Raw genomic sequence first — 21,387 nt, 5'->3', positions numbered from 1 at the left:
TATTGCTTAAAATCAAATTCACATGAAGTATTTACTTTTACTGTTCAGTATCACTTTTCAAGGACAAGTCCTGCACCATCAAATGCTTTCGTCACAAGGAATGACCACAAAAACAGCTGAGGGTTATATTATAAGTCAAACTATAGGTCAACAAAGTGTTACTGGAAATTCGAATACTAAAGAAGTTGTTATGCAAGGATTTCAGCAAAGTCTTTGGGGAAGCTTTATAGCTTCTAATGAGAAAGCCGAGATTGTTACCAGAACCTATCCTAATCCGTTTAAGGATATTATCAATTTTGAATTCTCACAACTCATGCCTAATCCTATTGATATTCATGTTTTTGACATCAGTGGGCGGTTAGTTTTCTCAAAAGAAGTAAAAATTGAAAACACTATTTTGACCGTTGAACTGGCTAACTTACCCCGCTCAGAATATTTAGTTCAACTACAGACTACAAATTTTAAATACTATACTAAAATAATTAAACAATGATAAAAAACTACTTATTTATTTTCTTCTTTTTGGTTGCAATTCCTCTTTTTTCACAAGAGCTATATTTCAAAACAGGTAAAAATTATACCAAGTACATTTATAAAGATGAAAGTCATCAAGTAAATCCAAATATTCAAAGTGGAACGGGTAATTTTTATGAAGTTGGTTTAGTAAAACCTTTAGGTATCAACAAATTTTCCTATGAACTCGGACTTTCGTTGAATGATTACAATGCAATCGGGGGCAACTCCGCCAATTCTTATCGTTGGGATACGCAGTATCTTGGAGTGCATGGTGGCTTGACCTATTCTTTATTAACTAGCAAGAACAAACCTAAAAAAGATTTTGATGTTTTGGTTCGAACAGGATTGAATGCTTCAACCTTAATTTACGGTAAACAAGAAATCAACGGAATTTACTATGATTTGATGAATCAAAAAGAATTTTCAGGTCTTGTATTAGGAACTGCTGTAGGATTGACTACCAAGTACGCTATATCTTCTTTTGGAGCCTTAAGTCTAGGCTATAATTTTTGTCAGAGTATAAATGTTACCAATACTTCCAAAGAAAATTTATCATTTAATACCAATCAATTAGAGTTAGGCGTGTATTTTAACATGAACTAATTTTTATGAATAGTTATTGGTAAAAATGAGTTTTGAAGTCAACTTTATAAACCTGCCGCTAGGCAGACATCAAAAAGACATTAATAGAGTGAAGTTACTCATGAGTAAGTCGCTATGTCCACTAACAAATAAATTTCAGAAAATATGAAAAAAATAATTTTACTATTTGTGTTTTTTATAGCATCACAAACTTTTGCTCAAACCAATGGGATAAGTTACCAGGCTATAATAATGAATCCAAAGGGAGAATCGATGCCAGGGGTGAATAATGCCAATAGTCCTGTTGTAAACAAGAATATTTGCATGGTATTTAAATTTGTTGATGAATTTTCAAATGTTGAATACCAAGAAACAGCTCAAATCAAAACAGATGGCTTTGGAATGGTGAATCTAGTTATAGGTAAGGGTACGCAAACTGCTGGATATGCAGCTTCTTTTCAGTCTATTGTATGGAGTAGTATGAAGAAAAGTTTAATTGTAGGAATTAATACCAATGGAAATTGTGCAACTTATACAGAGATAAGCAATCAGGAATTTAGTTATGCACCTCTTGCTTTTTCGGCAATTAATGCAGAAAATGTTACTGGTGTTGTTGCTATAGAAAACGGGGGTACTAATGCTACTACTCTTTTAGGAGCTAGAACCAATTTAGAAATAAACAATCTCGACAATACATCAGATTTGAATAAGCCTGTTAGTACCGCTACTCAAATGGCATTGAATCTTAAAGAAGATTTAGCAAACAAATCAATTGATGTAACTATAGATGGCAATTCGGACACTAAATACCCGAGTGTAAAATCGGTAAAAATGTATGTTGATGGTAAATTATTGTTTTTAACCAATGGATTAGACGCAGAAGTAAACAGAGCTAAAGTAGCAGAAAATACCTTAACAACAAATCTAGCTGCCGAAACTACAGCAAGAACTTCGGCAGATGTAACTTTGACAGCTAATTTAACTACGGAAGCAAATTCCAGAATTGCCGCTGATAATACCTTAACAACAAATCTAGCTGCAGAAACTACAGCAAGAACTTCGGCAGATGCAACTTTAGCAGAAAATTTAACTACTGAATCAAATTCCAGAATTGCCGCTGATAATACCTTAACAACAAATCTAGCTGCTGAAACTACAGCAAGAACTTCGGCAGATGCAACTTTGACGGCTAATTTAACTACTGAATCAAATTCCAGAATTGCCGCTGATAATACCTTAACAACAAATCTAGCTGCTGAAACTACAGCAAGAACTTCGGCAGATGCAACTTTGACGGCTAATTTAACTACTGAATCAAATTCCAGAATTGCCGCTGATAATACCTTAACAACAAATMTAGCTGCAGAAACTACAGCAAGAACTTCGGCAGATGCAACTTTAGCAGAAAATTTAACTACTGAATCAAATTCCAGAATTGCCGCTGATAATACCTTAACAACAAATCTAGCTGCCGAAACTACAGCAAGAACTTCGGCAGATGYAACTTTGACAGCTAATTTAACTACGGAAGCAAATTCCAGAATTGCCGCTGATAATACCTTAACAACAAATCTAGCTGCTGAAACTACAGCAAGAACTTCGGCAGATGCAACTTTGACAGCTAATTTAACTACGGAAGCAAATTCCAGAATTGCCGCTGATAATACCTTAACAACAAATCTAGCTGCTGAAACTACAGCAAGAACTTCGGCAGATGCAACTTTAGCAGAAAATTTAACTACTGAATCAAATTCCAGAATTGCCGCTGATAATACATTAACGACAAATCTAGCTACTGAAACTACAGCAAGAACTTCGGCAGATGCGACTTTAGCAGAAAATTTAACTTTAGAAGTAAACAGAGCAACGGAAGCAGAAAATACCATTGCTGCTAATTTGGTTACAGAAAAAGACAATCGTATCACAGCCGATGAAACAATTACTACAAATTTAACTGCAGAAGTAAATTCCAGAATTGCCGCTGATAATATGTTGCAAACTAATATTACTGCTGTGAATACAGCTTTGGATGTAAAAGCAAATCTAGCTTCACCTACTTTTACAGGAACGGTTTCAGGAATTGATAAAGCGATGGTTGGTTTGTCAAATATTGACAACACATCTGATATAAACAAACCCGTTTCTACAGCTACGCAAACAGCACTGAATTTAAAAGAAGATTCAGTAAACAAAAGCACAGACATAACTACTGATGGAACATCAGATGCGAAATATCCAAGTGTTAAATCGGTAAAATCGTATGTAGATGCAAGTGCTACGTCGGCTTCTAGTGCTTTAGCAAATGAAACGAGCAATCGAACAGCTGCTGATGTAACTTTACAAACGAATATCACAGCAGTTCAAGACGATGTTGATGCCAATGAAACAGCAACAAATACGGCATTAAATTTAAAAGCAAATCTAGCTTCACCTACTTTTACAGGAACGGTTTCAGGAATTGATAAAGCGATGGTTGGTTTGTCAAATATTGACAACACATCTGATGTAAAGAAACCCGTTTCTACAGCTACGCAAACAGCACTGAATTTAAAAGAAGATACAGTAAACAAAAGCACAGACATAACTACTGACGGAACATCAGATGCGAAATATCCAAGTGTTAAATCGGTAAAATCGTATGTAGATGCAAGTGCTACGTCGGCTTCTAGTGCTTTAGCAAATGAAACGAGCAATCGAACAGCTGCTGATGTAACTTTACAAACGAATATCACAGCAGTTCAAGACGATGTTGATGCCAATGAAACAGCAACAAATACGGCATTAAATTTAAAAGCAAATCTAGCTTCACCTACTTTTACAGGAACGGTTTCGGGAATTGATAAAACTATGGTTGGTTTGGAAAATACTGACAATACATCAGATTTGAATAAACCAATTTCAGACGCTACACAAACAGCTTTGGATTTAAAAGTTGATAAAGTTTCAGGAAAACAGTTATCGACTAACGATTATACTGATTTAGAGAAAACAAAATTGGAAGCGATTATTGGAACCAATACAGGAGATCAAGATATTTCGGGGATTGAAATAAATTCATCGAAAATTGGGAATTTATCAAGTTTGACAACAACTGCTCAATCTAATTTGGTCGCTGCGGTTAATGAAGTAGGAGCATCAACAAATTCAAATACAACACATATTGGTGATTTATCTGAATTGGCAACAACTGCTCAATCTAATTTGGTAGCTGCAGTTAATGAAGTAGGGACATCGACTAGTTTAAATACTTCAAAAATAGGTGATTTATCAAGTTTACAATCAACAGCTTCAAATTTAGTTTCAGCGGTTAATAAAGTTATTGCGGAAAAAGCAAACTTAGAGTCTCCAGAATTTACAGGAACACCAACGGCTCCAACAGCCGATTTAGGAACCAATACCAATCAAATTGCTACAGCAGAGTTTGTTAGTGCTGCTGTTACAGGGAAATTTGTAGACTTAACTACTGCACAAACCATTGATGGAGCAAAAACTTTCAGTAGTGATATCAAGGTAAATGGCATTACAGTAGGCAAAGGGAAGGCTGATGCTGGATTTAATGATCACAATATTGCTTTAGGTGTGAACACATTATATAATAATCAAACTGGTCAAAAGCTTTTGGCAATAGGAACTAGTGCTCTTTACAGCAATATAAGTGGATTGTCTAACTATGGTGTAGGTTATGGTGCTTTAGCATCAAATCAAACCGGAAATCAAAACTTGGCTGTTGGCGAATCAGCCTTAAATAGAGCTACTGGCTCAAATAATACGGCAATAGGACAAAATGCACTTTCGACAGGGGTAGCAATTAGTAACAGTACAAGTCTTGGATACAATGCTGGAAATCAAAATTTAGGCAGTAACAATACTTTTTTAGGTGCTAATACTGGTCAGGTAACTCCTGGTCCTGGGCAAGACAATAGTACTGCAATTGGTTATGGGGCAGAAGTGAATGGCAGCAATCAAATTCAACTGGGTAACTCCCAGATAGAGTCTGTGAAAACAAGTGGTACATTAACTACAGGAGCAATAACGATACCGAATACAGACGGACAACTAGGACAAGTACTTAGTACCAATGGTGAGGGGATTTTATCTTGGACTACTCCTACATCTGCATCTAGTGACGATTTTGTGGATTTGACAAGTAATCAAACTATTACTGGTGAAAAAACTTTTGGATCGAATCTAATCGTAAATGGAATTACTGTTGGAGGTTCTTATGATGATATGGGAATGGAACCTAGTAATACTTTATTAGGTTATAATGTAACGACGGGAAATTGGAATTCTGAATCGACTGCTATTGGTTACAAAGCAAGTGCAACAGGACCACAATCTATTGCGTTAGGATCTGAAGCAAGTGCTAATCAAACACAGGGGATTTCCATTGGTTATCATTCTAGCATAGGTTCGGGTTATGGTTTTGCCATTGGTAGTTATGCTCAATCTAATGCAGAGTTATCTGTTGCATTAGGTCCATTTACACAAACTAGTGGGAATTATTCACTTGCAATAGGGTATCAAGCTAATGCCAGTGCAGAAAATTCAATAGCAATTGGAAAAGAGGCGACAGTTTCAACAAACAATACAATTCAGCTTGGAAATACAGCTATTACAGATGTAAAAACTACTGGGAATATTACTGGAAACTCATTTATTAAATTAGGAGGAACCTCTGCTCAATTTTTAATGGCTGATGGATCAGTTTCTAGTGCTTCCTCTGGTAGAACGGTGTTGAGTACTGTAACAATAGATTCTAGCAATTTAAATAATTATAACGTATCAAATGTTTCTATAATCTTTGTAAAGCCTGGCGCTAATTGGACAAATATATATGGTTTACAAGGTGGAGTTTTAGGTCAAGTTATTCATATATATTCTGTAAATAATCAGACCTCTAATTGTTGTACAGGTCTTTCTTTGTGGAATTTTGCTTCTAGTAACAATACTGGTATTCAAAAATTTTTTGCACCGGGTAATATTAATATTTCTTCAAATGAAAATACTATTCTAATTTATGATGGTACGTACTGGAGAGTCACTAAAATTGGAGGGATGTATTGAATTATAAAGATAAATTTTAGTAGTATAATTGATTACACTATCAAAATTTAAAACATAAGAATTAAAAAAGGTTCAACTTTACGTTTGAACCTTTTTTGTTAAAATAAAAAATCACCCCTCCTTAACAATCTCCCTAACTGCCTGCTCATAATTCCTTATGCTTTTAGCCTTTTTTATCTTTTTATGCACTTTATGCGGATTCGAAAAAATCACTGAAAAGTATTCCCACAAATGGTGCATTTTTAATAAAATATGGGTGGCACCCGATAAAGACTCGCTGTAACCTGCATACAAAGTGTCGTGAAAATCGCTAAACAACTCCATTTTGTTAGAGGGATATTCAGAGCTATTGTTTTTAATCATAGAAGGTAAAAATGGATCAGCAATCAAGCCGCGACCTATCATCCAATGGTCGATGGTAGGAAAGCGTTCTTGCATTTTGTGGAATTGCGCTACCGAAGTAATATCGCCGTTGTAATATAATTTCAATTTAGTGTTATCTACGCATTGCTGAAAACCGTCTAAATTCACTCCGCCATTGTACAATTGTTTTCCAATACGGGCGTGAATAGCTATGTTTTTAACGGGATATTTTTCAATTAAAGGTAGTACATTCAAAATTTCTTCGGGAGTTTCATATCCCAAACGCATTTTCATTAAAATAGGTCTGAACAACCGTATCCAAAAGAATATTCCGAAACAGTTTTTGTGATTTCCAAGGTTGGGAACTTGCATTATAAAGTCCGGGAACTTGCAAGTCCGGCTGATTCGCATAATTGTAATTGTCCTCTGCAAAAAATTGATCCAATTGCTTTAAAAAGAGAGCTTCTTGTTTTATGGAGTAAAGGATATTAAGTAAAAAAAAATCATTGACACCTAATTTACTAATAAATTATATTACTCTGTTTTTGAAATCCACTGATCTTTAATTCCCCAATTTTCATTAGGTAATGCGCCAGTTTCAATGATTAGGGTTCCACCACTACTAATCTCTTCCTGCGACAGCCAGTTTCTAAATAAAGGCTGACCGTTTAAACTAGCCGATTGAATATAAAAGTGATCTTTATTGTAATTACGAACTTTAATATGAAATGATTTTCCATTTTCCCAATTTAATTTTACTGTTTCAAAGATTGGAGCGGTCAAATAGTAAATGGGGCTTCCAATATTTGCTGGTGAGAGTCCTATACTTCGCATCACAAACCAAGAAGACATTGTACCTGCATCATCATCCATAGTACGCACATAGGCTTGAGGTTCGTTCTTATAGATCCTTCCAATATAGGAATCAATCCCTTTACTATTGTCATTAAAATAGGTCTGAACAACCGTATCCAAAAGAATATTCCTAAACAGTTTTTGTGATTTCCAAGGTTGGGAACTTGCATTATACAGTCCAGGAACTTGCAAGTCCGGCTGATTCGCATGATTGTAATTGTCCTCTGCAAAAAATTGATCCAATTGCTTTAAAAAGAGAGCTTCTCCTCCTATTATTTTTTTTAGACCCAACACGTCAAAAGGTACAAACCAGCGATACTGCCAAACCGTACCTTGATACATCCCGCGAGCAGGCATTTTATCAATATCTTTCCGGGATAAATCGGCAAAATCTTTTTCCCAATAGCGCTTATAGTCTTTTGCTTTATTCAAATACTTAGTACTCAATAAAGAGTCTTTAGTAATATTCAGGATTTCCGAAAGTGCCCAACTGTCATACGAAGATTCCAAAGCCTTATCAGGTGAGGTGTATTCTAATCGGTCCACTTCTGCTATTAAGGAATCTTTGATGGCAGTAAAATCTACAGGATATCCTTTTTTATAGCCGTCCAACAAAACGACAATCGCATGTTCCGTCCTTACTGTGGGTGAGGATTCGTATTTTGTGGCCCAATTATTTTTTCCATAAGGATACAAATTAGCGATAGATTTTATTAATGGTCCAAAGCGCTCCGGATAAGCCAGAGAAAGCATGGGTAATTGTTCGCGATAATTATCCCAAATGGCCCAACCGTTGTATATTGGACTTGTAGTTTTTTGAACGGAACCGTCAATAGCTTTATAGGTGCCATCAGTTTCCGAAACTAAAAACGGAGCTTGTAATCCTCGATATAAGAGCGAATAGAATAAATCTTCCCGATCTTTTTCGCCATCAACTTCAATTCTGTTCAAATGATGATTCCACTCAGCAGTAGTTTGCACAGCCAAGTCGTTTATAGATATCGCTTCTATTTTTGCTTTGGCGAAAGCCGTACTCACGGAAGAAAAACCAACACGAACTTCCATTTCAGTTGCATCTTCAAGCACTGAAATACGATACTGATGGTCTGCAGCTTTTGTTATTGTTGCTAAATTAGAGAATTCCAACTCGTAATAAATACGGTAAATTCCCTTATCACAAGTAGTTTGGGTATCAATCCAACCGCTGATGCTTTTGGTGCCAATTTCGTGTTCTTCCGCAACAAATCGATTGACAAAAGCGTGGGATAAATCAATATAAAGCCCTGCTCCTTTTCTTGGAAATTTGTACTGATGTATTCCAAAATTATGTTTGACACTCATTTGAGCCTGAATTCCATTTTCGAAAGCTACTTTATAAACACCTGGACTAGCTGATTCTTGTTTTTTTAGCAATAGCGTTTCGGTATCGCCGTCCAAAATAGGTTTGATTAAAAGATTTCCACCACTTCCTAAACATCCAACTCCTTCTATACGGCTGTGGGTAAACCCCAAAAATTTCTTTGCCAGATACTCGTAACCCGAATGAATATGAGGATAAGTTTGAGGTCCAATACTCATCATATTGAAAGGTGAAGATGCAGATGGGGACATTTGACCATGATCGCCAGAAGTACCCAAAAAGACATTTACTTTTTCTACTGTCGACCTTTCATTAGCAACATTATTTTTTAAAGGTTGGCAGGCTGCAGCTAAGATTGCAAGTCCTAAAATAAATATTTTTTTCATGGTATAGATTTATGGATCTAAGGGATCAATTGGATTTTGATGTAGCGATTCTATTTTTGGAATAAATTCTATCGCAGTCGAATTTAGTCTTTTTAAAATAATGGTAGGCAAATAACCCAATTCCACCATACAACGAGCATTAAAATTTGCGTTTCCTACATAATCGCTATGTTTAGCGTTCGTTACTACAATACTTTTCTTGTCAAGAGGCATTTGACTAGCAATCATCAACCTACTGGCATTGCGCAAATTGGTAGTGGTATGTCTGGCAAAAGGATCAATAAGAATATTTTCTTCGGGAACATGATATATATTCATTAATTCTTTTTTCATTTCAATAGCCTCACAATATGTTGCTCTAAAAGGATGGGCATGACCTCCGGAAACAATAATCAAAGGGGCTTTCTTAGCTTCATATTCCAGTACTCCCAATTGTAGGTTTAGTTTTCCAATGGCGGACAATCGGTCTTGATAATTTTCTGGTCCGTTACCCAAAATTAAAACAGACGCATAATCAAAAGCATCGAAATTGACTTTCTTTAAATTAGCTATTGCCTTCTTATTCTCAATTTCCTCTAAGGGTTCGTAGCGAGCCACCTCATCCCGATGGTTCATATACAAAAGTGATAAACTGAAATCTAGACTTTCTTGAAAAAACAGTCTATTCCCTATCGGCTTTTTATTGTGAAGAAAATCAGCCCACATAAAAACAGATCCTTTGTAAAATTCTGAATGTACGTCATAAGAAACAGAATCCATTTTAGCATATTGAGGGGCTTCGCCAAGACCATAAACGGTCATAATGCGGTTCATTCCCTTAGCACAAACTTGCCATGCTTCTAGCAAGAATTCAGTATCACTAAGATTTTTAAAATTCTCATATTTCCCAGAGGAACGTAAATTATTTTTTACAAAATTTTGCAGTTCCTTTTTGTTTCTCATCAAAAGCCGAAGTTCTTCTTCAATACTTTCGAGTTCTTTTTCTTTGAATTGATAGCGCTTAATCAAGCAGGACAGACTGTCTTTACAAGAATTTAGTTTAGAACTGAGCTCTTCCTGCTGCTTATTAAAAATCGTTTTGAAAACACTATTATTTTCAAGCATTTGACTAATAACTTTATCGTTTTGAATGGCAGTCAACAAATAAAAATTTTTATCTTGAATCAAGGAACTAGATTTAGAAGAGGTATAACCCAATTCAAATCCTTTTCCTTTTTGACTATAGCCTGAAATAAAAACAAGCGCGATTAGTATGTAAATTATTTTTTTCATCTTTTTCAAATAAAAACTGGGCAACCTTTTCGATTGCCCAATTTAGTTTAATTTTCTAAAAGCCATTATTTTGAGTTACTGTACCTACTGGCATAGCATCAATATACCGCTGTGGTATTGGGAAATATTCGTTTTTTCCTTTCGTAAATACAGCATTGGTCAAATGCGTTCTTCTTGTTTTTTCTACTGCTAGATACTTATTGATAACTGTATCGGCTTCTCCCCATCGAACCAAATTAAAGAAACGGTGTCCTTCCATGGCCAATTCCAAACGAGTTTCTAAATGTACCGCTGCTCTTGCTGCAATTTTATCTGTCCAAATCGTGCTATAAGGTTTAATATTGTAAATCGCTGCGTTGGCACTTCCATCGAGAGTTTTTACATAGGCAGAATTAGCGGCACGATTCCGAATTTGATTCACTAAAATTCGAGCTTCATCTACTTTTCCTATTTCTACTGCGGCCTCCGCTCTCCATAAAACAACCTCCGCATATCGAATTATGTAATAATTTAAAGCATTGACATATGGCCAAACAGTAACATGAAAAGCCGATTTAGCAGAAACAATTCGCTTTTTAGGAGCAAATGCACCATAAGTTGCCAAATCTCTCGCCCAGCTGTCTTGGTATAAAACGCCTAAATCCTTATAAGGTATTCCCGGACGCCCTATTGTGATATCAATACGTGGATCTAGATTGTCACTGGATATAATGTTAATGTTATTTTCTAATGGCAAACCGGAAGCATCCGTTTTAAAGGCATTCACAAGATTCTGTGTAGGACGGTGAAAACCATATTGGGAATAAAATGGACCTCCAGGTGCTGACAAACGATCTCCTATACTTCCGTTATAGGAACTAGGTTGACCATCTTTTACAGATAGTTGTATAGCAAAAATAACTTCCTTATTATTATCATTTTCCGGTAAAAATATTTGCTGAAAATCAGCTAACAAGCCATAATTACTATTAATTATTTCAGTTGTTGCATCATAAGCCAATTGCCATTTGTTTTGAAAAACATAACATTTTGCTAAATAGGATTTAGCAGCAATCTTGGTTGGCCTACCTAATTCCGTTTGTGTATCTGGCAGATCGGCATACGCCAATTGAAAATCAGCTTCGATTTTAGTCCATAACTCGTCCGAACTTAAAGTAGTATTAGATTTGGCATAATCAGCAACTGTAGCTGCCGTTTCATCAATATACGGGATACGATTGTATATTTTCTTCAACTCAAAATAAAAATGACCTCTTAAGAATCGTAATTCTGCCATTCGTTTGACTTTCAAACTGGCTTCAAAGTCAGGAGAAGCATTTAATAAACGCATGGCTTCATTTGCCCGTTTCACTCCTTCGTAAAGTGCTACCCATTTGCGTTCTATATCTAGGGTGGTTGAATTTTCATTATAAATTTCCATTTGGTGAATATTGTTCTGATCTCCAGTGCCTCCGCCACCTTTGTAGCTGTCATCGGAAGTTACATCACCAAAACTCCAGTTAGAACTTGGTGAATTAAGTGCATTAGAAGCTCCGTCAATTTGACCGTTTAAAACGCTATACGCTGATATAATAGCCCGTTCTACATTAGCAGGCTTCGTCATTTCTGAAGGATCAACTTCGCCGTAGGTAACTTCTTCTAGGAATGTATCGGAACAAGAACTCATTTGAAGTCCTAAAACCAGAAAAACTACTATTTTTATTGTGTTTTTTATTCGCATTATTTTTAAATTTAAAAGTTTAAATTACAACCAAAAGTAAATGTTCTTGAAGTGGGATAAATTCCTCTATCGATACCTATGTCAAGATTTCGGTTGCTTGAAGAATAACTTTGCAGCCCAATTTGTGGTGTCAAACCACTATATTTTGTAATAGTGAATACATTACTAGCCTGCCCATACAATCGCAATTTCATTCCAGCTAGAACATCCTGAGAAAAAGTATAACCCAATTGTAAATTGTTTAATTTAAAATAAGAACCGTCTTCAACGTAATAAGAAGAAGGACGAATGTTGTTATTTCTATCATCTAATGACAATCTTGGTATTGTAGAGCTCGGATTATCAACCGTCCACGCTCCTAATAGTGCACTGTCCTTATTGTAAGCAGCCTGATTGAAGAAATTGGTTTTATACTTCGTTAAATTATAAATGTCATTTCCAAAACTTCCATTAAAAAACATTCCTAAATCAAACTGTTTGTATTTCAGGTTGATATTAAAACCTAGCATGACATCCGGGTGAGGAGAACCGATAAAGGCTCTGTCATTATTGTTAATTACTCCATCACCGTTTACATCTTTAAACTTCAGATCTCCTGCTTGCGCATTGGGTTGCATACCATAATCCGTAGCTTCTTGTTGACTTCTAAATAAGCCATCGGAAACAAATCCGTAAAAGGATCCAATAGGTTGCCCAATGGCACTCCTGGATATCTCCTGACCAAAATTTACGGTATGTAAGGAAGAACTAGGAATACCAAGATATGCCACACTATTCAACGCGGTCAATTCATTTTTGTATCCAGTCAAATTCAAAGCAAGATCGTATGAAAAATCGCTAATTTTATCTGCGTATTTTAAATCCAATTCAAAACCGTGATTTTTCATTTGTCCATCATTAATCCATTGTCCGTCATTAGTCCCTCCGTATGTTAATGGAATGACATTATAAACCAAAATATCATCCGTCCCCTTGGTGTAATATTCTGCCGTAACATTTAATTTATTATTAAAAAAACCAAGATCAAATCCAATTGTTTTTTGAGTAGTGGTTTCCCACGATAAATTAGCATTAGAAACTCGGGTTTGTGTTAATCCTGTAGAAATAGCATTCTGACCTCCAATGGCATAATCTGAATAATTATTGTTGTTTGAATAACTATCTACTGTTGAATAAGATGGTAATTCTTGATTCCCAGTTTGTCCCCAACTAGCACGAACTAAAAAAGAACTAAAAGTCTTTCCAAAATCAAAAAAATCTTCCTTATCCAATCTCCATCCACCAGAAACTGCTGGAAAAGTGCCCCAATTATTATTTGCTAATCTTGAAGTCCCATCTCTTCTAACGGTAGCACTTACTATATACTTTTGGTTGAAATTGTAATTTACTCTACCAAAATATGAGTTTAAGGCCCATTCATTTGCTGTTCCCGAGTTTAATTGATTTTCAGTACCATACGTTAAATATCTAAAATTTGGATCTTCATAAAGGAAATTTTGACGAGAGGCACCAAAACCTTCATAATAATATTTAATAGCTTCCTGTCCTAAAAGAATATCCAGATTGTGTTCACCAAACTTTTTTTGGTAATTTAAAGTGTTGGATATAGTAAGCTGGTAATTAAAATTGTTACTTGTCGTTAAAGCATTTTTAACATTTTGCGAAAGAATCTCATTATAAACAGGTGAAAAACCTCTATAATTATAATTTTGAAAGTCTAATCCCACAGAGGTCTTAAATGTAAAATCACTAATTTTTGCACTGGCAAAAACATTCCCTAAAAGCTGAATTCGCTTTTGTTTATTGTCTTTAGCTCGAGTTAAATTACCTAATGGATTGGCTATATCATTGATTGGGTTTCCAGCAAAATTCCCGTTTATATCATATACCGGAACAATGGAAGGAAATTGTAAAGCATCGTAAACAATACTCCCCAAAGCACTGTTGCTTCCTGTTGCAACTTGCTCCGAATAAGAAGCCGTAAAGTTTTCGCCAATAGTCAGAAAATCTTTAATAGCATAACTAGAATTAAATCGTGCCGAATAACGTTCAAATCCAGTATGTCTTATAATTCCTTCCTGATTAAAATAACCTAGTGAAAAAGCATGCTGACTTTTTTTATCTCCTTTCGACAAGGATAAGTTATAAGAATGAACCGCTGCCGGTTGCATAATTTCATTAATCCATTTTACATCACCACTAGGAATCGTATTGGCAGAATTAAGAAACCCTGGAATTACAGGTGAATTAGGATTATTGCCATAGATACCACTTGCCGGTACTTTTCCATCATTTTTAGTCGCTTGCCAAAGTAAATCTCCATACTGTTGTGCAGTCAACATATTAGGTAAATTGAAAGCGGATTGAACTCCAGAATATCCATCAAATTGCATTTCAGTTTTACCACTTTTCCCTCCTTTTTTTGTAGTTATAACGACAACACCATTAGCAGCACGAGAACCATAAATAGAGGAAGAGGCAGCATCTTTTAATACTTGAAGTGTTTCAATGTCTGATGGATTGATACCATTTAAACCATTTGACGTTGGAATTCCATCTATAATGACTAATGGATCGTTATTGTTAATGGTACTAAACCCGCGTACCCGAATAGAAGATCCTCCTCCTGGACTGTTATCACTCATGATTTGAACACCTGGTAAGCGGCCTTCAAGCATTTCTACTACATTTGCTTTGGGTTGTGATTTAATCTCTTTCATTTTTACAGTAGAGATAGAACTGGTAACATTTCTTTTTTGTTCTGTACCATAACCTACAATTACAATCTCATCTAATTGAGAAGCCAATTCAGAAAGTACTACTTTAATTTCAGACTTGTTTTCAATATTGATTTCTTTAGTGCCAAATCCTACATAACTAAAAGACAAAACCGTTGTATTTGCAGGAACATTGATTGTAAATTTTCCGTCTAAATCAGTCGTTGTAGCGGTCGTGGTTCCTGCTACAAAAACAGAAGCTCCAGGTATAGGAAAATTAGATTCATCTAAAACTATCCCGATAATTTTTCGATTTTCTTGATCCTTTTTAAAAATGCTATTTGGACTAATCCCAATTAGTTCTTTTACTAAAACTCCATTTTTAGTGATTTTAAAATCAAGACTCACTTTGGTTTTCAAAACCGCTAATACTTGATTTAAATCTTGGTTATTTATTGTAATAGAAATTTTTTTTTGAAGAAAATTTTGATCTGACCTATAAATAAACTTACTGTTTATTTGCCTTTCTATGAGAGTAAAGGTTTCCTTTATGGAAACGTCTTTTAGGTTTAAATTGATTTTCTCTTTTTTTGCAACATTTACTTCAACAGTACTTGTTGGTGAAGTATTCGAATAAGATATCCCATTACCAAACAGAAGTATTAAGGATAAGGTTAACATCATTTTTTGTTTCATTTTATCTGTGATTATTTATTGTTGTTTTAACAAACTAAAACTGCTCATTTAAAAGCTGGTTTTTCTACTAATTATTAGATGGACTTAAGTAATCCTCTTTTTTTATATGATTCCAAAGTTCTACTTATAAATTTGAGTGCAATAGCTATATGATTTTCAACCGTTTTAGGAGTAACGTTTAAAATTTCCGCAATTTCTTTGTATTTTAATCCGTCAATTCTACTAAGTTCAAAAGCTTGACGTGATTTTTTAGGAATAATATCTAATATTTCACGTATCAAATTGGTATTCATTTCCTTTTGTTCATTTTCAATAATCTCCTGCTCTCTACTTGGCGAAAACATAGAATTTATAGTTTTAGTTTCATCAATTTGTTGGCAAAACTGCTGTGATTTCCGTGCTGTTTTTAAACTGTTTTTCACTATTACATAGATATAAGATTTAGGGTTTTTAATTTTATCAAGAATATTTCTATTGGTCCACAACTGAATAAAAATATCAGCCACCTTTTCTTCGACAAGGCAAGAGTTCGATTCATAACTCATTCCAAAACGACACAAAGGCGCATAATACCTATTAAAGAATAATTCCATCGCTTCGTATTGACCATTTCGAATTTGCTGAAATAAATAATCGTCTGAAAAACAATCTCTACCGCCCATTTTTGTTTGATTAATTTTCATGATACTTGGTTATTTCGATGTTATTTTGAATGGTTTTTGTTATACTCACATCTGAAATAAACTCTAAAGAAGTTATAAATTCATCAATTGTCTGGTTTTTAAAAGCACCTTTTATATGCTGATTTGCAATCGCAGAATCTTTAATGATAAAATTTACGCCGTAGAATTGATTAATCTTTGGAAGTGCGGCTACAAATTTCTCATCATCTAAAATGAGTATATTGTCTTTCCATGCAGAAACCTTATTAATATCAAAATTTCTTTTGATCACTAATTTGGTTTTGGAATTCCATACTAATTCTTCATTTGGTATTAGGTTAATTTCATCCTTACTTTCTTTAAGCAATACATTTACCTTTCCTTTGGCTAAAGAAACAGTCTGATTAATACTAGTGCTACTGACATTAAACTCCGTTCCTAAAACTTTCACATTAAAATCATTGGTATGGACAATAAAAGGGGAATCAATATTCTTTGTCACTTTAAAAAAAGCTTCCCCTTTCAACCAAATATATCTTCGTTTTCCAAAATCACTCGAATATTTAACTTCACTGCCCGAATTTAAAATAACAGTGCTGCTATCCGGTAAAATAAAAGTAAGCCGTTGTCCTTTTGGTGCAATTCTATGATTGGTATATTCAGATTGTGTCAGTCCGATGAAATAAAAACCCAGACAAAAAACCAACAAAAATGCCATAGAGATAACTACCTTTTTTTTAATGGAAACTTTTGCAGATCTAACCTTTTCTGGTTTGTTGTATTTATTAAGAATTTCTTCAAAAGAAAGAGTTCGTTTTGGTATTTCACTATTGCGGTAACTGATCCAAATGGTTTGAAAATTTTCAAAAACAGCAAATAGATCATCATCCAAAGACAATTCAATTTCAAATACAGATCGCTCTGCTTTTGACATTTCATTGGCAAGATACCTCACACATTTTTTTTCCTTATGATTAACATTCAACATAAATATTTTCCTTTGCTTATAGGAGTCAAAATAAAAGAAATACCCCTAATTTTCAATACTATCAAATCGACACCATATTGTTAATGAATCGTTAATAGCCTGTTTATAGTGGAAGCAAGTCCTCGCTTAGAAAATTATATTTTGATAAAACTATTAAATCTAAAAAGTGACTAAGAGCTTAAACCGAAATCCGTTAGAAATACAAACGACTATCTACAAAGAATCGATTGTCGTCAAAACATCAGGCGGGAACAGAACAAGCTCGAAAATGGGTTTGCAAGCATAGAGGAGTTCTGGCAACAAACCTGTTAAAAAATTGAACAGGTGGTTTATTATTAAATTTTAAAAAGAGTAAATATAAAGATTCCTTTCGTGCTTTAGCAGATATTTTATTAGAAATATCTATATAAAATTAATGTTCCTTATAGATAACTGTCAGCGGTTCTGTCTCATCTGCCCTATAAATCCAAGAGAAATCAGCGACCCGAAATTATGCGGCTAATTTGCAAAATGATCTGAACAGACTTGTGCCTGACTTAAGTATCTGATTCTTTCTCAACATGTGTACCACTTCAATTCCTACTAAGGTTCTTTTGGCGGGCTCAAAACTTTTAAAACCCAAACCGTTTTGTATCCGCCATTTTATAAAACGATGATCCTGCTCAACAATATTATTGAGATATTTAGATGGCCTAATCTTTAAATTCGAAAATTATTGTTTGTTGTAAACCCATATTGCGCTGATGTTAGAGCCGCTTTTATCTATATTTATTACCCTTGACCGGCAACTATTATTTATTGCTTTAATTTGGAATGACTGCGCACTCATTCTTTGACTTCTTTTGGTCAGAAGAAAATCTATCGTATTACCTAACTTATCAACAGCCCGATATAAGTAACACCAGATACCTTTTACCTTTATATAAATTTCATCCACTCGCCAGCTAGCGCCTACTCTGTTCTTTCTCTTTTTGATTTGTGATTCAATCAAAGGTGCAAATTTAAAAATCCAAGGCTGAATCGCAGCATGATTAACTGCTAGAGTAATAATCGTTTTTCACTTAAAATAAGTGTTTTTCACGTTAAAAAAGCACCCGAAGAAGGAATACTGTTGGGTTATGGTGCTTTAATAGAAGCGTTTGCTTTGGCTAGCTTAGCCAATCGTTTAACATCAATAAGCCCTAAAAAACGCCAGTACACTACTGACCATTGGCAAGTACTTACTTCACGTCACGAACCTGAAGACACTCTTTACAAACAGCTTGCTTTTGCTTTAAGATACGAAGGAATAAATTTGTTGTTTTTCAAAAAGCTATTTGAAAAAATACCAGAAGAAACCATAACATCATTGGTACAAATAGAACCGCAAGGACAATACAGTCGTAAAGTTTGGTTCTAATACGAATGGCTCATAGGAAAGACCTTGAATATTCCCGATTTAGATAAAGGAAATTGAAAAAAATTACATTGCATATTTTTACACCTAATGGCAAGAAAAAACGGAAGCAATTTTAGTAGAACAACTGAAAATTCAACTGAAAAGTTGGGTTATAGTTTAGTAGTTAACGTAAGTTTTTTTTGTAGGAGGTACTTTTAAAAATAACAAGGTCTTGAAATGATTTTTTATCTTTCATTTTAACTGGGTTTTTGGTTAGATCTACTCGTTGTTGGCTTTACGATTCCCGCCATTAATTATGATTATAATATTTGTCTGATTTGATTATCTGAGCGTACTCCAAAAATAAAAACTCTTTTAAAGGGAATAATTCATTTATTTTTTTTAAGTTTTTTATTCGATATATATTATTATATATCAATTATTAAAATAATGAGCCCGATTATATATCGAGCTCATTTTTATCAAAATAAATTATAAATTTGTCTGAATTTTTGGGTTTAGGCTATATTGGAAGCCATTTTTATTCAATATTGTTTTAAATTAATATTTAGTTGAAATAATTTTTTTGACTTCAGCACCTTGGTTGGTAGTTACTCTAATAAAGTAAACTTGCCCCGACTGTGTTGAGAACCCTACATTCATTTTAAGTTCTTTTTCATTATATCCTCTAGCATCATAAGTAGTTTGAAGTAAAACACCTCTAATATCAAAGATTTCAATTGTTACTTCTGAGTCATTTTCGAAATGATATTTAACATTCAATTCATCCTTGAACGGTATCGGATAAACATCAAAACTAGTTGAAGCAATTTTTGCTGTAGTCGTAGATGTTGAAGCAATTCTTGCTGTAGTCGTAGATGTAGAATATGCTGCCGAACAATCTGCAACTAAACTAATAGAAGTTTGTGAATTTTGAACTACCGTATAATTATTAGTAATAGTATCGTTCAAGTTATCAATACTAGTTGAAAAATTATAGACAACTGTAGGTTTCGTACTTCCTAAATAAGATCCACCTTGTATTGATTTACTATCATATTTAACAGACAATACATAAGTCATACCAGGGGTAGCATTAGTAATAGTTAACGAACCTTGTGATTTATTTGTGATAACTCCAGCATCAGATTTTTTCTTACAATTAGCATCCCATAATACAATTTGGTTTGAAGCTTGTATTGCAAATAACCCAAACTGATTAACAGCCGTAGCATTTCCTTTAACTTGATTTATTTTAATAATAAAGCTTGTGCTTGGAGCAACAACAGCAGTGTAATAGAAGAATACTCCTGGTGTAACAACTGTAATTTTATTTTTTCCAGTTGCGTAACATATCTGGGCCAATTCTCTACCATTACCACCTTGTCTGAAATCTGAACAAGTTGTTCCTGTATTGAATATATCTCCATTTAAAACACACGTTTTAATTACATTGGTAATCGCTGTTGCACTTTCACATCCATTAATTAACTGTTTAACACTATATGTTCCAGTAGCAGTTACGGTTATAGATGGAGTAGTTGCTCCATTACTCCATAACAAACTTCCTGTATAGTTATGAGCTGTTACAGTCCAAGTATCATTACAATTATCAACAAAATTAACCGTTGGTGTTGCAGGTTGTGTTCCTGTTACAACCCAAGCACAAGTTGTTGTGTTGAAAGTTGCTGTTTCAAAACACGCTGTAGTTGGGCGTACGGGTTGTGTTCCTGTTATAACCCAAGCACAAGTTGTTGTGTTGAAAGTTGCTGTTTCATAACACGCTGTAGTTGGACGTACGGGTTGTGTTCCTGTTACAATCCAAGCACAAGTTGTTGTGTTGAATGTTGCTGTTTCATAACACGCTATAGTTGGGCGTACGGGTTGTGTTCCTGTTACAATCCAAGCACAAGTTGTTGTGTTGAAAGTTGCTGTTTCATAACACGCTAATCCGGTTGGCGCATCAGGTTGTACTCCAGAGATGTCATAGGTACAAGTTGTTGTGTTAAAAGTTGCTGTTTGGTAACACGCTAATCCGATTGGCGCATCCGGTTGTACTCCATAGATGTCATAGGCACAAGTTACACCATTGAAGATCGCCGTTTGGTAGCACGCTAATCCGATTGGCGCATCAGGTTGTACTCCAGTGATGTCATAAGTACAAGTTGTTGTGTTGAAAGTAGCTGTTTGGTAACACGCTAATCCGATTGGCGCAYCAGGCTGTACTCCAGAGATGTCATAGGCACAAGTTACACCATTGAAAGTCGCTGTTTGGTAACACGCTAATCCAATTGGCGCATCAGGTTGTACTCCAGAGATGTCATAGGCACAAGTTACACCATTGAAGRTCGCTGTTTCATAACACGCTAATCCGATTGGCGCATCAGGTTGTACTCCAGAGATGTCATAGGAACAAGTTACACCATTGAAAGTAGCTGTTTGGTAACACGCTAATCCAATTGGCGCATCCGGCTGTACTCCAGAGATGTCATAGGCACAAGTTACACCATTGAAAGTAGCTATTTCATAACAAGCTAATCCAGTTGGCGCATCAGGTTGTACTCCAGAGATGTCATAGGTACAAGTTACACCATTGAAGATCGCTGTTTGGTAACACGCTAATCCGATTGGCGCATCAGGCTGTACTCCAGAGATGTCATAGGTACAAGTTACACCATTGAAAGTAGCTGTTTGGTAACACGCTAATCCRGTTGGCGCATCAGGTTGTACTCCAGAGATGTCATAGGCACAAGTTACACCATTGAAAGTCGCTGTTTGGTAACACGCTAATCCGATTGGCGCATCCGGTTGTACTCCTGAGATGT

General features: G+C 35.0%; 12 protein-coding genes and 2 pseudogenes. 4 read left to right on the top strand and 10 right to left on the bottom strand.

Annotation, left to right across the window (positions count from 1 at the left end; genetic code table 11):
- Positions 1-22: 22 nt before the first annotated feature.
- The 3 genes from E0F98_RS15355 to E0F98_RS15345 all read left to right on the top strand — a co-directional run bounded on the left by E0F98_RS15355 (position 23) and on the right by E0F98_RS15345 (position 6,165).
- Positions 23-493, top strand: coding sequence for a T9SS type A sorting domain-containing protein (locus E0F98_RS15355; protein WP_132113040.1), 471 nt, complete (start codon positions 23-25; stop codon positions 491-493).
- Positions 490-1,119, top strand: coding sequence for a hypothetical protein (locus E0F98_RS15350; RefSeq protein ID WP_132113038.1), 630 nt, complete (start codon positions 490-492; stop codon positions 1,117-1,119). The genes E0F98_RS15355 and E0F98_RS15350 overlap by 4 nt, the downstream gene beginning before the upstream one ends.
- Positions 1,120-1,263: 144 nt before the next feature.
- Positions 1,264-6,165 (top strand): beta strand repeat-containing protein, encoded by a 4,902-nt coding sequence (locus E0F98_RS15345; RefSeq protein ID WP_132113036.1) that lies wholly within the window; start codon positions 1,264-1,266, stop codon positions 6,163-6,165.
- Positions 6,166-6,276: 111 nt separating this feature from the next.
- Here the strand turns inward: E0F98_RS15345 and E0F98_RS15340 are convergent.
- The 9 genes and pseudogenes from E0F98_RS15340 to E0F98_RS16355 form a co-directional block, all read right to left on the bottom strand.
- Positions 6,277-6,828 (bottom strand): annotated as a pseudogene (locus tag E0F98_RS15340) (tRNA-dihydrouridine synthase); the annotation flags it as partial.
- Positions 6,800-7,003: a glycoside hydrolase family 92 protein gene (locus tag E0F98_RS15335; RefSeq protein ID WP_262709005.1), complete on the bottom strand. Its 204-nt coding sequence runs from the start codon at positions 7,001-7,003 to the stop codon at positions 6,800-6,802. The gene E0F98_RS15335 and the pseudogene E0F98_RS15340, both read right to left, overlap by 29 nt.
- Positions 7,004-7,062: 59 nt before the next feature.
- A complete protein-coding gene (locus tag E0F98_RS15330) occupies positions 7,063-9,129 on the bottom strand; it encodes a glycoside hydrolase domain-containing protein (protein WP_132113034.1) in 2,067 nt (688 codons plus the stop codon).
- 9 nt (positions 9,130-9,138) lie between these two features.
- A complete protein-coding gene (locus E0F98_RS15325) occupies positions 9,139-10,401 on the bottom strand; it encodes a YdcF family protein (RefSeq protein ID WP_132113032.1) in 1,263 nt (420 codons plus the stop codon).
- A 55-nt stretch (positions 10,402-10,456) separates the two neighbouring features.
- Positions 10,457-12,121: a RagB/SusD family nutrient uptake outer membrane protein gene (locus tag E0F98_RS15320; protein ID WP_132113030.1), complete on the bottom strand. Its 1,665-nt coding sequence runs from the start codon at positions 12,119-12,121 to the stop codon at positions 10,457-10,459.
- An 11-nt stretch (positions 12,122-12,132) separates the two neighbouring features.
- The gene (locus E0F98_RS15315) at positions 12,133-15,522 is read right to left on the bottom strand and encodes a SusC/RagA family TonB-linked outer membrane protein (protein WP_243699264.1); all 3,390 of its coding nucleotides are present in this window, start codon (positions 15,520-15,522) and stop codon (positions 12,133-12,135) included.
- Positions 15,523-15,608: 86 nt separating this feature from the next.
- Entirely contained in the window at positions 15,609-16,217 is a 609-nt protein-coding gene (locus E0F98_RS15310) for a sigma-70 family RNA polymerase sigma factor (RefSeq protein WP_132113026.1), read from the bottom strand.
- A complete protein-coding gene (locus tag E0F98_RS15305; protein WP_132113024.1) occupies positions 16,207-17,184 on the bottom strand; it encodes a FecR family protein in 978 nt (325 codons plus the stop codon). The genes E0F98_RS15310 and E0F98_RS15305 overlap by 11 nt, the downstream gene beginning before the upstream one ends.
- Before the next feature lie 490 nt (positions 17,185-17,674).
- Positions 17,675-18,121, bottom strand: a pseudogene (locus E0F98_RS16355) (IS6 family transposase).
- Between the two features lie 207 nt (positions 18,122-18,328).
- Between E0F98_RS16355 and E0F98_RS15290 the strand changes: the two are divergent.
- Positions 18,329-18,583: a hypothetical protein gene (locus E0F98_RS15290; RefSeq protein WP_132113022.1), complete on the top strand. Its 255-nt coding sequence runs from the start codon at positions 18,329-18,331 to the stop codon at positions 18,581-18,583.
- A 540-nt stretch (positions 18,584-19,123) separates the two neighbouring features.
- On the opposite strand, the gene E0F98_RS15285 is transcribed toward E0F98_RS15290, so the two are convergent.
- A partial coding sequence (locus E0F98_RS15285) for a T9SS type A sorting domain-containing protein (RefSeq protein ID WP_132113020.1) occupies positions 19,124-21,387 on the bottom strand: 2,264 nt, incomplete at its 5' end.

It is taken from the genome of Flavobacterium hiemivividum (assembly GCF_004349145.1).
GTDB classification, from domain to species: Bacteria; Bacteroidota; Bacteroidia; order Flavobacteriales; family Flavobacteriaceae; genus Flavobacterium; species Flavobacterium hiemivividum.
The sequence above is the reverse complement of the archived record's forward strand: the minus strand, read 5'-3'. Positions and strand labels throughout refer to the sequence as shown.